Origin of the sequence: Streptomyces sp. WMMB303, from assembly GCF_029351045.1 — a bacterium.
In the GTDB taxonomy this organism is placed as follows: Bacteria; Actinomycetota; Actinomycetes; order Streptomycetales; family Streptomycetaceae; genus Streptomyces.
Genome location: NZ_JARKIN010000001.1, coordinates 946,085 through 958,163 on the forward strand (window position 1 = coordinate 946,085; position 12,079 = coordinate 958,163).

12 protein-coding genes are annotated in these 12,079 nt (G+C 72.3%); 8 read left to right on the forward strand and 4 right to left on the reverse strand.

The window, feature by feature from the left end:
- Positions 1 to 8: 8 nt before the first annotated feature.
- A complete protein-coding gene (locus P2424_RS04340; RefSeq protein WP_276474466.1) occupies positions 9 to 1,457 on the forward strand; it encodes an NAD-dependent succinate-semialdehyde dehydrogenase in 1,449 nt (482 codons plus the stop codon).
- Between the two features lie 3 nt (positions 1,458 to 1,460).
- The gene (locus P2424_RS04345; RefSeq protein ID WP_276474467.1) at positions 1,461 to 2,189 is read left to right on the forward strand and encodes a sulfite exporter TauE/SafE family protein; all 729 of its coding nucleotides are present in this window, start codon (positions 1,461 to 1,463) and stop codon (positions 2,187 to 2,189) included.
- A 116-nt stretch (positions 2,190 to 2,305) separates the two neighbouring features.
- Here the strand turns inward: P2424_RS04345 and P2424_RS04350 are convergent, their stop codons facing one another.
- Positions 2,306 to 3,355 carry a hypothetical protein gene (locus P2424_RS04350; RefSeq protein WP_276474468.1) on the reverse strand — a complete coding sequence of 350 codons (1,050 nt, stop codon included), beginning with the start codon at positions 3,353 to 3,355 and terminating at the stop codon, positions 2,306 to 2,308.
- Between the two features lie 336 nt (positions 3,356 to 3,691).
- Here P2424_RS04350 and P2424_RS04355 point away from each other — a divergent pair, with 336 nt between their 5' ends.
- Positions 3,692 to 3,928, forward strand: coding sequence for a hypothetical protein (locus tag P2424_RS04355; protein ID WP_276478817.1), 237 nt, complete (start codon positions 3,692 to 3,694; stop codon positions 3,926 to 3,928).
- 371 nt (positions 3,929 to 4,299) lie between these two features.
- On the opposite strand, the gene P2424_RS04360 is transcribed toward P2424_RS04355, so the two are convergent.
- Positions 4,300 to 6,006 (reverse strand): AAA family ATPase, encoded by a 1,707-nt coding sequence (locus P2424_RS04360; RefSeq protein WP_276474469.1) that lies wholly within the window; start codon positions 6,004 to 6,006, stop codon positions 4,300 to 4,302.
- Between the two features lie 168 nt (positions 6,007 to 6,174).
- On the reverse strand, positions 6,175 to 6,819 hold the full coding sequence (locus P2424_RS04365; RefSeq protein WP_276474470.1) for a dihydrofolate reductase family protein: 645 nt from the start codon (positions 6,817 to 6,819) through the stop codon (positions 6,175 to 6,177).
- 92 nt (positions 6,820 to 6,911) lie between these two features.
- Between P2424_RS04365 and P2424_RS04370 the strand changes: the two genes are divergently transcribed.
- The 5 genes from P2424_RS04370 to P2424_RS04390 all read left to right on the forward strand — a co-directional run bounded on the left by P2424_RS04370 (position 6,912) and on the right by P2424_RS04390 (position 10,759).
- Positions 6,912 to 7,418 carry a helix-turn-helix domain-containing protein gene (locus P2424_RS04370; protein ID WP_276478818.1) on the forward strand — a complete coding sequence of 169 codons (507 nt, stop codon included), beginning with the start codon at positions 6,912 to 6,914 and terminating at the stop codon, positions 7,416 to 7,418.
- Positions 7,419 to 7,497: 79 nt separating this feature from the next.
- The gene (locus tag P2424_RS04375; protein WP_276474471.1) at positions 7,498 to 8,493 is read left to right on the forward strand and encodes a nitroreductase family protein; all 996 of its coding nucleotides are present in this window, start codon (positions 7,498 to 7,500) and stop codon (positions 8,491 to 8,493) included.
- A gap of 20 nt (positions 8,494 to 8,513) precedes the next feature.
- Positions 8,514 to 9,197 (forward strand): CBS domain-containing protein, encoded by a 684-nt coding sequence (locus P2424_RS04380; protein WP_346660062.1) that lies wholly within the window; start codon positions 8,514 to 8,516, stop codon positions 9,195 to 9,197.
- A 141-nt stretch (positions 9,198 to 9,338) separates the two neighbouring features.
- On the forward strand, positions 9,339 to 9,635 hold the full coding sequence (locus P2424_RS30950) for a CBS domain-containing protein (RefSeq protein ID WP_346660063.1): 297 nt from the start codon (positions 9,339 to 9,341) through the stop codon (positions 9,633 to 9,635).
- A gap of 161 nt (positions 9,636 to 9,796) precedes the next feature.
- Positions 9,797 to 10,759, forward strand: coding sequence for a universal stress protein (locus P2424_RS04390; RefSeq protein ID WP_276474472.1), 963 nt, complete (start codon positions 9,797 to 9,799; stop codon positions 10,757 to 10,759).
- A gap of 86 nt (positions 10,760 to 10,845) precedes the next feature.
- Here P2424_RS04390 and P2424_RS04395 read toward each other — a convergent pair whose 3' ends face one another.
- Positions 10,846 to 11,733 (reverse strand): universal stress protein, encoded by an 888-nt coding sequence (locus P2424_RS04395; RefSeq protein WP_276474473.1) that lies wholly within the window; start codon positions 11,731 to 11,733, stop codon positions 10,846 to 10,848.
- Positions 11,734 to 12,079: the final 346 nt, after the last annotated feature.

The following is a 12,079-nucleotide window of genomic DNA, read 5'->3' on the forward strand; positions in this document are numbered from 1 at the left end:
GACTGTCGATGAGTGCCCCCTACAGCGCTCCCACGGTCCTGATCGACGGGAAGTGGCGCAGCCGGGACGAACAGCTGGCCGTGCACGCCCCCGGCACCGGGGAATCGGTGGGCCACGTCGACTACCCGGACGCGGCCCAGGCCGTACGCGACGCCACCGCCGCCGGCGACGCGGCGGCCCGCGCGTTCGCCGACTGGTCGGCGAGCACCGCCAGGTACCGGGCGGACATCCTGTTGGAAGCAGCCCGGCTGATCCGGCAGCGGTCCGGCCGGCTGGCCCCGCTCCTCGCCGCGGAGGCGGGCAAACGGCTGCCGGAAGCCGAAGGCGAGATCGCCTTCTCCGCGGAGTACTTCCGCTGGTTCGCCGAGGAGGCCCGCCGCCCGGACGGCGCTGTGCTGCAGCACGAGGCCACGGGACGCCGCCACGTCGTGCTGAGGCGGCCGTCGGGCGTCGTCGCCAGCCTCACTCCGTGGAACTTCCCCTGCTCCATCCAGGCCCGGAAGCTGGCCCCGGCCCTCGCCGCCGGCTGCACCGTGGTGGCACGGGTATCGGAGAAGGCGCCGCTGGCCGTGACCGAGTTGCTGCGCTGCCTCACGGACGCCGGGATACCCGAGGGCGTCCTCAACCTGGTGCACGGCCCCGCCGCGCCCACCACCGAGGCCGTGCTCGACCACCCCGCGGTACGCGTCGCGAGCTTCACCGGCTCGACCGCCGTGGGGAAGCTGATCATGGAGCGGTGCGCCCGCCGCATCGTACGGCCCCTGCTCGAACTGGGCGGTGCGGCGCCGTTCGTCGTACTCGCCGACGCCGACGTGGACGCTGCGGTGGAAGGCGCTCTGCTCGCCAAGTTTCGCAACACCGGGCAGTCCTGCATCGCGGCCAACCGGTTCATCGTGCACACGTCCGTGTACGACACGTTCGTCGGCGAGTTCGTCCGCCGTGCCGACGCCCTGACCATCGGTGACGGCCTCGCCGCCCGCTGCCCCGACCTGGGGCCGCTGGCGGACGCGGACCGCGTCGCAGCCGTCCGCGGAATGGTGGACGGAGCACGGGAGCAGGGCGCCACGCTGCTCACCGCCGAACGCCCGGTACCGCGGACCGGCTGCTTCCTGGCGCCCGCGCTGCTGGCAGATGTTCCACCCGGCGCCGCGCTGGCCCGGGAGGAGGTCTTCGGTCCGGCGGCTGCCGTCTTCCGGGCACCGGACGAGGCAGCGGCGCTACGGCTCGCCAACGGCGCCGAGACGGGGCTGGCCGCCTACGTCTACTCCCGCGATGTCGGACGCTGCTGGACGTTCGCCGAGCGGTTGGAAGCAGGCATCGTCGGGGTCAACGAGGCGCTGCCCAGCGTGGCCTTCGCCCCGTTGGGAGGGATCAAGCAGTCCGGACTCGGGCGGGAGGGAGCCGCGGAGGGGCTGGCCGAGTTCACCGAATCGCGGTACCTCTCGCTGGGACTCTGACCCGTGGGCTCCCTCGTGCTGCCGGCGCTCGCCGGGGTCGGCGTGCTGGCCGGGGCGGCCACCCAGCGGGCCACCGGACTGGGCTTCGCGCTGGTTGCCGCTCCCTTCCTGGTCCAGGTGCTGGGCGCACGGGCCGGGGTCGGGCTGGCGAACCTGCTGTCGGCCACCCTGTGCGCGCTGGTGCTCCTGCGGACCTGGCGCGCGGTGGACTGGCGCCGGATGGCCTGGTTGTCGGTGCCGGGCCTGGCGGCCGTGCCCCTCGGGGCCCTCGTCGTCCGCACGCTGCCCGAGCCACCGCTGCTGGTCATGGTCGGCACCCTGGCGGTGGGCGCGATGCTGCTCGTGCAGTTCAACGAGCGGGCCGCCGCGCTGCGCGGCCGATCCGGGGCGGTGGTCGCCGGCGCCACGTCGGGCTTCATGAACGTCACCGCCGGGCTCGGCGGACCGATGATCACCGTGCACGCCCTCTCCGAGGGCTGGGACATGCGCCGCTTCGTGGCGACCGCCCAGGGATGTCTGCTCCTCACCAACTGCGTCTCCCTCACCACCAAGGGGCTCCCCGACATCCCGCCCACGGCGCTGACCGCCGCGGCCGCACTGGTGCTGACGGGGGCGGCGGCCGGCGAGTGGCTGGCCGCCCGGGTCGATCCGGCCCTGGTGCGACGCCTCGTGATCTCCGTCGCCCTGCTGGGCGGTCTCGCCGCCGTGCTGCGCGGCGCACTGCTGTGGTGACCGCCCAGGGCCGAGGTATGAGGCAGCCGAAGGGGGCGGGCGGCCGGACCGGTCGCGGTCCGGGGTCCGGGGTCCGGGGTCCGGGGTCCGGGGTCCGGGGTCCGGGAGCCCTGGGATCAGCCCTCCGGCGGGAAGCGGAGGACCGCGCCGACGCCGTCCGGCAAACCCGTGCCCGGCTGTACGACGGCCACCGAGGCACTTGTCTGCGCACCGGTCTTCAGCAGGAGAGCCTCGCGCTTGGCGTCCGTGCCCTGTTCGAAGAGCAGGGTGTCGACGGCGCCGTTCTCGGCGGCCTTCATCACCTCCGGGTCGCCCTTGGCCGCGAGCCGGTTCGCGCCGGCTTCCGCCAGGCGGCCGGCGTGCCGGGCCTCCGCCTCGGTGGAGTGCTGCGCGGCGATCCGCAGCACCTCGTCGAGGAGGACGGTCTCGGCACCGGAGTCACCGCGTCCGCCGCGGTCCGTCTCCTCCAGCAGCCCGGAGAAGTCGCCGGTGAGCTGTTCGCGAACGGCTGTACGGCCCTGTACCTCGCCGGCGAGCACGAGGATGTCCGGGTGGAACTCGGCGACAGCCGCGCCGACGGCCGCCGAGATCTCCTTGGCGTTCTGCCGCACGGCCTCGTCGGCACGCCGCTGGATCCGCCGGTGTGCGAGCGCACCCTCCCGTACGTGGTGCGGGCTCTCGACGGCGCCGCCCCGCACCTCCTCACGAGCCACCTCGTCCGGTTCGTGTTCGGCCGCGACGACCAGCCGCCGCAACTCGGCGTCCTCCTGGCCGGTGACGACCAGCAGCACCCGCACGGCCTGCGCCGCTTCCCGTACATGCGCACCGAGCTCCGGAAGCACGCCCGCGTAGGCCGTGTCGCCGCCCCCGAGGGCCGCGTCCCACGGCTCGTCGAGAACGACGCCGTCGCCCGCCGCGGCCACCAGGACCCGGCCGTTCGTCTGCGCTTCACCGAACTGGCCCGACTCCAGCGCCGCCTCCACGGCGTCCAGCGCCGAGGGGTCGGCGTGCTCGCTCTCGAGCCGCTCACGGAGGTTCTGCCAGCGGAGACGCACCTGCTTCTCCGCATCCTCGCCCGGAGCACGGCCCTCCAGGTAGACCGTCACGAACGGCCCCTCGTGCGTGTAGACGGATTTCAGCTCCTCGAGCTCCATGGTGTGCCCCAAAACAGTCTCCGTTGCTCGGTGTGTCCCGCGGGACCGGTGTACCCGCGGCTGACCTCGGCAGCTTCATGAGCCGCCGTCCGGCCTCCCTGTGTACCCTGCGGGCGCTGTGTAAACGTGCTGGTGAGAAGCGAGCTTCCGGATTCGTCCGTTCGCGGGTGGCATCCGCCCGATCAGCGGCTACCTCTCCGCCGCGGCCTCGCGACGCACGTCGCCCCCCTTCGCCTTCCCGGACATCCCGTCCATCCTGGGGAGAGCCACGGGGGAGGGCCGAAGGGGATGTCATGACGTCAGCACACGCTGCCGGTCGTGCACCGCGACCTCAAGCCGGCGAACGTCATGACCGGAGCCGATGGCGCCGTCGCAGTGATCGACTTCGGCATCGCCAAACCTCTGCTCGCCGACGCCACCCGCTATACGGCACACGGCTCCACTCTGGGCACCCACGGCTATCTCGCCCCCGAGCAAACACCTGGAGCGGACCCCCACCGCGCGCACCGACGTGTACTGCTTCGGCTGCCTCTTCTCCGAACTCCTCACGGGCCCCGTTCCCCCTGGGCGAGGAATCCGGCCTGACCGAGAAGCACCTCAGCGAAACTCCCCTGCCTCCGAGCCTGTACCGCCCGGCATCCCCGACCCACTCGACGACCTGGTCCTGGACATGCTGGCCAGGCAGCCCGGCCAGCGCCCGACAAGGGCGCAGGCCCTGGCTGTTCTCGCTCCGCTCGCGCCTCGCCCGGGTGACGCGGAGCCCCAGCCGCGGACCCACCCGGACCCCACTGCTCCCCTGCGCCTACGGGAGGGAGAGGCCGCGGCAGCGGTGCGAAGCGACTGCGTGCGGGCGAGGAAGAGCGCATCTCGCCGCAGCCGGTTACCAGTCCTCAGGCAGCGAGCACCGTGATCTGCTGCTCCTCGGTCGTCCACCCGGCCGCAGGGTTCGGGGTTCATCACGGCGCGGTCGTGCTGTCGCAGAGGGCCTGATACCCCTGGAAGATGTCCGCGAACCCCACCGTGGTGATCTCTTCGCGCGTAGGGGTGCTGGCACTTCCATGGAGTTCGTCCAGCCGCAGGTCGCGGAACCCGGCGGCCTTGCGGCAGAGTTCACGGGCGAAGCGGCCGTTCCCCAACTGATCCACGAGATCACCGGCCACGGCCTGCTTGCAACAGGCTTCGAGTGCGCTGGCGGCGTCCTCGTCCAGGACGTCGCCCTGGGACTCCAGGACGCCGGAGGCGATCTGCACGAGCTCATCGGCGGAGTAGGAAGGAAATTCGACCCGCGTGGTGAACCTGGAGGCCAGCCCCGGATTGCTCGCGATCAGGTCGGCCATTTCCTGCGGGTAGCCTGCCAGGACCACGACGAGCCGGTCTCGATCGTCCTCGGCGCGCTTGAGGAGGACTTGGAGTGCTTCCGCTCCGAAGGCGTCGCCCCCCAAGTAGCCGCTGTTGGACAGCGCATATGCCTCGTCGATGAACAAGACCCCGTCGAGGGCCGAGTCGATCACCTTGCTCGTCTTGATGGCCGTCTCCCCGAGGACTTGACCCACCAGATCGACCCGCTGTGCTTCGACCACCAGGCCCTTCTCGAGCAGCCCAAGTCCGGCGAACGCCTTGCCGATCACTCGGGCCACCGTGGTCTTCCCCGTGCCCGGAGGTCCCGCGAACACGAAATGCTGCGGAGCCGAGGACGAGGGAAGTCCCTGTTCTCGCCGGACGGCGGCCATGCGCAACTGTGCGACGAGCGTGCGTAGTTGTTTCTTGATGGAGTCGAGGCCCACCATGCCGTCCAGCAGGGTCATGGCTTCCGCCAGCAACAGCTCACGTGCCTGAGCGTCGGCCGGATGCCCGGCGTCGGGGACAGCGTCAGGCGCCGCCGCCTGCCGACTCGGGGCTGCCTTGGCCTGTACGGGGACAGCCTGTGCACGAGCGGCCACATCGGCGAAGTCGGGGAAGCAGCGGAAGGCATACTGGAATTGGCGCAGCGCCTCTTCCTTCTGCCCCAGCCCTTCGTGTGCCAGCCCTCGGAAGTAGGCGACCTCGCCGGCGAACCGCCCCTCCTTGCCCAATACCTTCGGGAGCGGGGCAAGCGCGTTGAGTGCCTCATGGAAGACGTGCTGCTCGACCAGCGCTCTCGCCACGTACAGCTGGGCTTCCTCGCGGAAGAACCTGTCGGCGATCCCCCGTGAGAAATCCAGCACGAGCGGCCAGTTCTGATCGAGGAAGGCGTACCGTGTGGCCGCGAACCGTGTCTCGTCGCAGTCGAGATGTGCGGTCGAAAGTGACTGCCACGCCTGCTCCAGACAACCCGCGTCCAGGAGTCTGGTGACGACGGCCAGCCAGAGGTCGCGAGCTGTCTGAAGCCGGAAGGTCACGTAGGCGCCGAGGTCGAAGCGGGACTCCAGCGGCATTCTGTGCTTCCTGCGCAGGGCGCCGAAGGAACTGTGGTTCCGCGACATGGCGTCGACCGCTTCGGCCTGACGATGCCCGGTGGCGTGCAGACCCAACCAGGCATCAGCGGCCGAGGGATCGTGCTCGATCGCCTCTTCGAAGCGAATCGCCGCCCAGTCCGGACGCCCTTGGCGCAGGAACCCGATGGCCTCCGTCCACCGGCGCTCGCACTTCCGGGCAGAATGCCGCGGCGACGCCGCTCCCTGCATTGCTTCTCCTCTTCGCGAAAGCAGTTGGACTGTCGTTCCCGGGCGAAGTATTTCACCCATGGAGCATCTTCCACGGCCCGCTGCCGGTGGACCACTGGCCGCCCCGACGTTGAGCCGTCCCTCCGAGGTCGAGCCGCCCGCGGCGTCGGGCGGCTCGGTCCCGCCCGCTCAGTCGGCGCCGATGCGATTCCAGAACTGGTGGGTGAGGCCGCTCGCCGAGGTCACGGATTCGACGGTGAAGCGGTCCTCGACTCCGGCGAGCCCGTCCCACATCGAGACCCCGGCGCCGAGGACGACGGGCACGGTGACCAGGTGCATGAAGTCGATCAGGTCGGCTGCCAGGAACTGCCGGACGGTGGTGGGGCCGCCGCCGATCCGGATGTCCCGGTCGCCGGCCAGGTCCCGGGCGTGGGCGAGGGCGTCCTCAGGGGTGGCGTCGAGGAAGTGGAAACTCGTCCCGTTGTCGAAGGAGATGGGGGCACGCCGGTGGTGGGTGAGCACCACCACGGGCGTGTGGAAGGGGGGCGCGTCGCCCCACCAGCCTCGCCAGTCCTCGTCGGTCCACTCGCCGATCTGCGGGCCGAACTTGCCCCGGCCCATGATCTCCGCGCCGATGCCCTGGCCCCAGGTGCTCGTGAGAGCGCGGTCGAGGGTGATCGGCGCGTCCACGGTGTCCACACCGTGGATGAACCGTCCGTCGAAACGTGCGAACAGTGCTCCGGCCTCCCCGATGGGCTTGTCGAGCGTGATCGTCTCACCTGCGCTGTAGCCGTCGAGCGAGACGTTGAAGTTGTGCACGCGGACCCTGGCCATGCGACCCTCCGAATAGTGCTTGCTAAATGCAACTGGACGAGGGAAGCCTATGATGCAGGAGTTGCATGTCGCAATCGCTCAGGAGGTACGTGTTGCGCGAGAAGCCGCGTTCGGGGTGCGCGATCAACGCCGCACTGGAGGTCCTGGGAGACCCCTGGACGCTGATCGTGCTGCGTGACGTGATCTTCGGCGGACGGCGGCACTTCCGGGATCTGCAACTCCGGAACGAGGAGGGGATCGCGTCCAACATCCTCGCCGGACGCCTGCGGAAGCTCGTCGAGACGGGGCTGCTCACCCGCGACGACGCCACGCGTGGCCAGAAGGCGACCTACACCCTCACCGAAGCCGGTATCCAGACCCTCCCGGTGATGGCCGCGCTCGGGACGTGGGGGGTACAGCACCGGCCCACGACCCCGGAGCTCGCGGTGCGCGCCCGCATTCTCGCGGACGGTTCCCCGGAACTCGTGGAGGACCTCATGGACGAACTGCGCGAGATCCATCTCGGCATCGCCCGCGAGAACCCGAAGAGCCCCAGTGCTTCCGAACGCTTGCAACAGGCCTACGAAGCCGTGCGGTCACAGGAGTCCCAGGCCGGCTGACCGCCGCCCCGGGCGTCGCCGGGTGACCACTGGCCTGTCGGCGCCATCGGGTTCACGCTGGAGAGGAGAGGAGGCTGTCATGCCGGCAACTCCGCAACTCGACGACGAGCTCGTCAGGGAACTGATCGGCGACGCGGTCGCCGCCCCCTCCATGCACAACGCCCAGCCGTGGCGCTTCGTCTACCACCGCACCGCGCACGTGGTCGACCTCTACGCGGACAGGCTGCGGGCCATGCCGACGGCGGATCCGGAGAACAGGGCCCTGCACATCGGATGCGGTGCGGCGCTGCTCAACCTCCGGGTGTCGGCATGGCACGCGGCCCTGCGGCCGGTGGCGACCGTGCACAGCGCGGCCGACACGGCCGAGCCGCTGGCCACGGTGCGCCTGGAACGTGCCGCTCCGCAGGAGATCGACTACGACCTCGCCGGACTCCAGGGGGCCGTCTCCCTACGTCACACCAGCCGCTACCCCTACGCCGAGACCCCCCTCCCGGACCCGCTGCGACAGCGTCTGGCCGACCAGGCGCGGAGCGAGGGCGCGATGCTGAGCTTTCCTTCCGGCTGGCATCTGGAACTGGTACTCGACGTGATCGAGGACGCCGAGTCGGAGTCGCGCTTCACCGGTGACCCCGACGAGCAGAAGTGGGTGCGCACCGGCGCCGACGCCTCGGACACCACACGGGACGGGATCCCCGAGTACAGCCTCGGCGCACGCAGGCGGGAGGGCAGGGCGCCGGTCCGGGACTTCGCCCGCGGCCACGCCGAGACCGACCGCGGGTCGGCGGCCTTCGAGCGGATGCCGCAGCTCGCGGTCGTCTCCACCCGCGAGGACCGGCCGCTGGACTGGGTGGCCGCCGGGCAGGCCATGGAGCGCGTGCTGCTGCTGGCCACGCGGGAAGGTGTGGTCGGCTCGTTCGCCACCCAGGCCCTGGAACGGCAGGAGCTGCGCTGGCTGCTGCGGGATCCGGTGGCGGGTGCGGGCCCGGTCCAGATGATCATGCGGCTGGGGTATGGGCCGATGGGGGCGCACACTCCCCGGCGTTCCGTCCGGGACGTCCTGGACACAGTTCCCTGAGCGATTCGAGGGATATGGCCATGAGCACCATGAGGGCCCCGGCCGGCCGGGCTTCGCCGTCCGGGCGCTGCACGCAGCCTTCGCCGCGCACCGTCGGTGACGTGATGACGCACACCGTCGTCGCCGTGGGAAGCACCGCGGGTTTCAAGCAGATCGTCAGGACGCTGCGCGAGTGGCGGGTCGGTGCCGTGCCCGTACTCGAAGGCGACGGCCGGGTGATCGGCGTGGTCTCCGAGGGTGATCTGCTTCCCGCACCGGACGCGGCGCGCGCGCGTCCGCCTCCGGGAGCGGACGCCGGGGTGCACGGCGCGGCGAACCGGCAGCGCGGCTCGGCGGCGGATCTGATGACGAGCCCCGCGGTGACGGTGCGGAGCGGTACCCGGGTGGGCGAGGCCGCCCGCACCATGGCGGGCAGGAAGCTGAAGAGTCTCCCGGTGATCGACGGAGACGGCAGGCTGATCGGCATCGTGAGCCGCGCGGACGTGCTCAGCGTCTATCTCCGTTCCGACGAACAGATCGCGCAGGCGGTGCGGGAGGAGATCCTCGCACCGCTGTCCGGCGCCGTGGGCGAACTGCGGGCCGAGGTGCACGACGGCGTCGTCACCCTGTCGGGTCAGGCGTCGGATCCCGAACTGGTTCCGCTGGTGGTCCGCACGGTGCTGGCCCTCGAAGGGGTCGTGGACGTGCGGGTCAGCGGAGGCTGAGCCCCCGGGTGCCCGGTGACCTCGCGCGGACCGCGAACGTGCCGGTGCTCTTGCACCCCCGCCGATTCGTGCGGAGCGAGGCACGGACGGCCGACGTACCCCGGTGCACGCGCACCCGGTGAGACAAGGAGGCCGGAGCAGATGAGGCACAGGACAGTACGCGACCTGATGACCCGCCCCGCGGTGTGTGTCAACCCCGGTACCGGGCTGAAGGAGACCGCCCGGCTCATGGCCGAGCACGACATCAGCGCGGTGCCCGTCGTCGACGAGAACGAGAAGCCGGTCGGGATGGTGTCGGAGGGCGTCGTACGGGTGCGGGGGCGGATCGGCGCACACGACTCGCCGGAACTCCTGGAGCGGCTGTGCCGGGCCGTCGACGGGGTGGTCGATGTCCGACTCGACCTCGGCGGGCCGGAACAGGCACCGGCGGCGGCCTGACCCGCACGACCGGTCTGCTCGTCGGTCTCGGGTGACCACGCCGTCCCGGCAGAACGGCACCGGTGGACAGGGTCCGGACCGGGCGCGAAGCTGGCGATGAGCCCCCTGCCCGGAATGAAGGGCATGGCGGTCATACCGGTCTTGGTGAAAGAGGGTGCGGAATGGGCCCGAGCTTCACGGTGGGCCTCGACGGCTCACCCGAGAGCGCGGCGGCTGCCCGGTGGGCAGCGGGTACCGCGCAGCGCTGGGAGTCGGCCCTGCGCCTGGTGGCGGTCCGGACGGGGCCGGACGGCGCCGCTCCGGACCGGGAACCGGAGGAGCGGGCGGAGGCGGCACGGGAGCCGGAGGGACAGGCGGAGGCGGCGCCGAAGCTCGGCGCCCGGGCGGAAGCGTCCGACGTACTGCCGACCGTCGCGGCCCAGCTGCGCGCCGAACACCCGGCCCTGCAGATCAGCACCTCGGTGCTGGAGGGGGCCGCAGCGCGGGTCCTGACGGAGCTGTCGGGCGACACCGAGTTGCTGGTGCTCGGCTCGCGCGGGCCGGGCGCCGTGCACGGCTTCCTCGTCGGCTCGGTCGCCCTCCCGGTGGCCGCCCACGCCCGGTGCCCCCTCGTCCTCGTCCGGGACTCCTCCCGTGCGGACGAGAGCGCCGGGCCGCGGACCGCCGAGCCCACGGAGCGGGCCTCCACACCCCCGGCACCCGGCGTGGTCGCGGGCTTCGACGTGCGGGAACCGGCCGCGGATCTGCTGGAATTCGCCTTCGCGGCAGCTCGGAGGTGGAGCGTACCGCTGACGGTCCTGCACGGGTGGGAGCCGCCGCCCGTCTACGGGGCGCGACCGCTGCCGCTGGCCGCGTCGGCGCTGGAGGACGTGCTGGGCGAACGCGCGGCGCTGCTGAAGCAGGCGGTGGAGCCGTGGGCCGAGCGCTATCCCGAGGTGGCGGTGGACGCACGCGCCGTCCTGGAGCAGCCGACGGTGCTGCTGACGCGGGCCGCCGCCCAGGCCCGGCTGCTGGTCGTGGGGCGGCGGGTCCGCACCGCCCGGCTGGGCACGCACATCGGCCCCGTGACCCACGGGGTCATGCACCACGCGTCCGCTCCGGTCGCCGTGGTACCGCATCCCTGAGGCCCGTGTCCTCGGCGTCCTCGGCGTCCGCGGGCGCCCTGCCGAGGCGGCGTGGGAAGGCGGGCGCGGCGCGGCGACCGCGCGGGTCAGGGCTCCCGGTCCGGGCCGGGGACCACGGCGACCGGGCAGGGGGCGTACTGCAGCATCGCGCTGCTGACCGACCCCAGCCGCAGCCCGGGGAAGCCGCCTCTCCCCCGCGAGCCCACGACCAGGAGTCCCGCACCGGCGGCCGCGTCGAGCAGGGTCTGCCGGATGCGCCCGTTCACGCTCCGCCGCTCGACGGACACTTCCGGGCAGCGCTCGGCCCAACCGGCCAGCGCCTCGGCGAGCAGGCGCTCCTCGCCGTCCCGCAGCTCCTCCACGACCTCCGCGATGGATCTGGTGGGGTCGGTGTGCGGAAGCGTGGGCACGCTCCACTCCGTCCACGCGTGCAGCGCGAGCAGGTCCGTCTCGTGCACGGCCGCCTCCTGGAAGGCGAAGGCGGTCGCCGCTTCGGCGGCGGGCGAACCGTCCACTCCGAGCACCACCGGGCCGGTCGGCGGCCGCGAGGAGCGGGCCACCAGCACCGGGGTCCGGGCGACGGCGGTCAGATGGCGGGTGACCGAGCCGAGCAGTCCGCTCGCGACCCGGCCGTGTCCGCGGCTGCCGACCACCGTCAAAAACGCCTCCGCTCCGAGTTCCGCCAGCAGGGAGCGGGCGTCGTCCGTCGAGAGCGCGGTCTCGACCGCGATGCCCGGTGCCAGGTCCTCGGCCCGGGTCCGTGCTTCGCGCAGGATGCTCTCGCCGCGCTCGCGCAGCGCGGGTGGACTGCTCTCGTGGAGCAGCATGGCCGGGCCCGGTGGCGGCGGCCGGTCCACGGCGTGGGCGATCACCAGTCGCCGGCCGTGCGCCGCGGCTTCCCCGGCGGCCAGTGCCAGCGCCGCTCCGGCCGGCTCGGAACCGTCCGTGCCGACGACGACCGGGGCGCCGTTCACCACGACGCTCCGCGGCGCGGGTACGGGGTCCGACTGGTCATGCTGGCTCCCTGCTGTCGTGGCGCCGGGCAGCTGGCCGGGGCGCCGAACACGTCGCCGGGACGCCGGACGCGCCACACGGAGAGCGGGCGGCTCACCGGCCCGGCCTCCCGGCGGTGGAGGCCCGGGAGCCCTGCCGTCGCCCGTCGTACCCCGGAACGGCCCTGGTCCCGGAGAGCCGGGCTGGACGGGGCCCGGATCGCCCGGCTCCTGGACGGAACGTTCCCGTCCCGGGCGGCCGGCGGCAACCGGACCGGTGCCTGTCGCCCAGCGCTCACCCGTCCGGGTCAACACCGGGCTGTCCGTC

What these genes read in the sequence shown, in the direction of transcription:
- P2424_RS04340 (WP_276474466.1), top strand. Translation starts at nt 9, where the DNA reads ATGAGTGCCCCCTACAGCGCTCCCACGGTCCTGATCGACGGGAAGTGG.
- P2424_RS04355 (WP_276478817.1), top strand. Translation starts at nt 3,692, where the DNA reads ATGACCGGAGCCGATGGCGCCGTCGCAGTGATCGACTTCGGCATCGCC.
- P2424_RS04360 (WP_276474469.1), bottom strand. Translation starts at nt 6,006, where the DNA reads ATGCAGGGAGCGGCGTCGCCGCGGCATTCTGCCCGGAAGTGCGAGCGC.
- P2424_RS04365 (WP_276474470.1), bottom strand. Translation starts at nt 6,819, where the DNA reads ATGGCCAGGGTCCGCGTGCACAACTTCAACGTCTCGCTCGACGGCTAC.
- P2424_RS04375 (WP_276474471.1), top strand. Translation starts at nt 7,498, where the DNA reads ATGCCGGCAACTCCGCAACTCGACGACGAGCTCGTCAGGGAACTGATC.
- P2424_RS04380 (WP_346660062.1), top strand. Translation starts at nt 8,514, where the DNA reads ATGAGCACCATGAGGGCCCCGGCCGGCCGGGCTTCGCCGTCCGGGCGC.
- P2424_RS30950 (WP_346660063.1), top strand. Translation starts at nt 9,339, where the DNA reads ATGAGGCACAGGACAGTACGCGACCTGATGACCCGCCCCGCGGTGTGT.
- P2424_RS04390 (WP_276474472.1), top strand. Translation starts at nt 9,797, where the DNA reads ATGGGCCCGAGCTTCACGGTGGGCCTCGACGGCTCACCCGAGAGCGCG.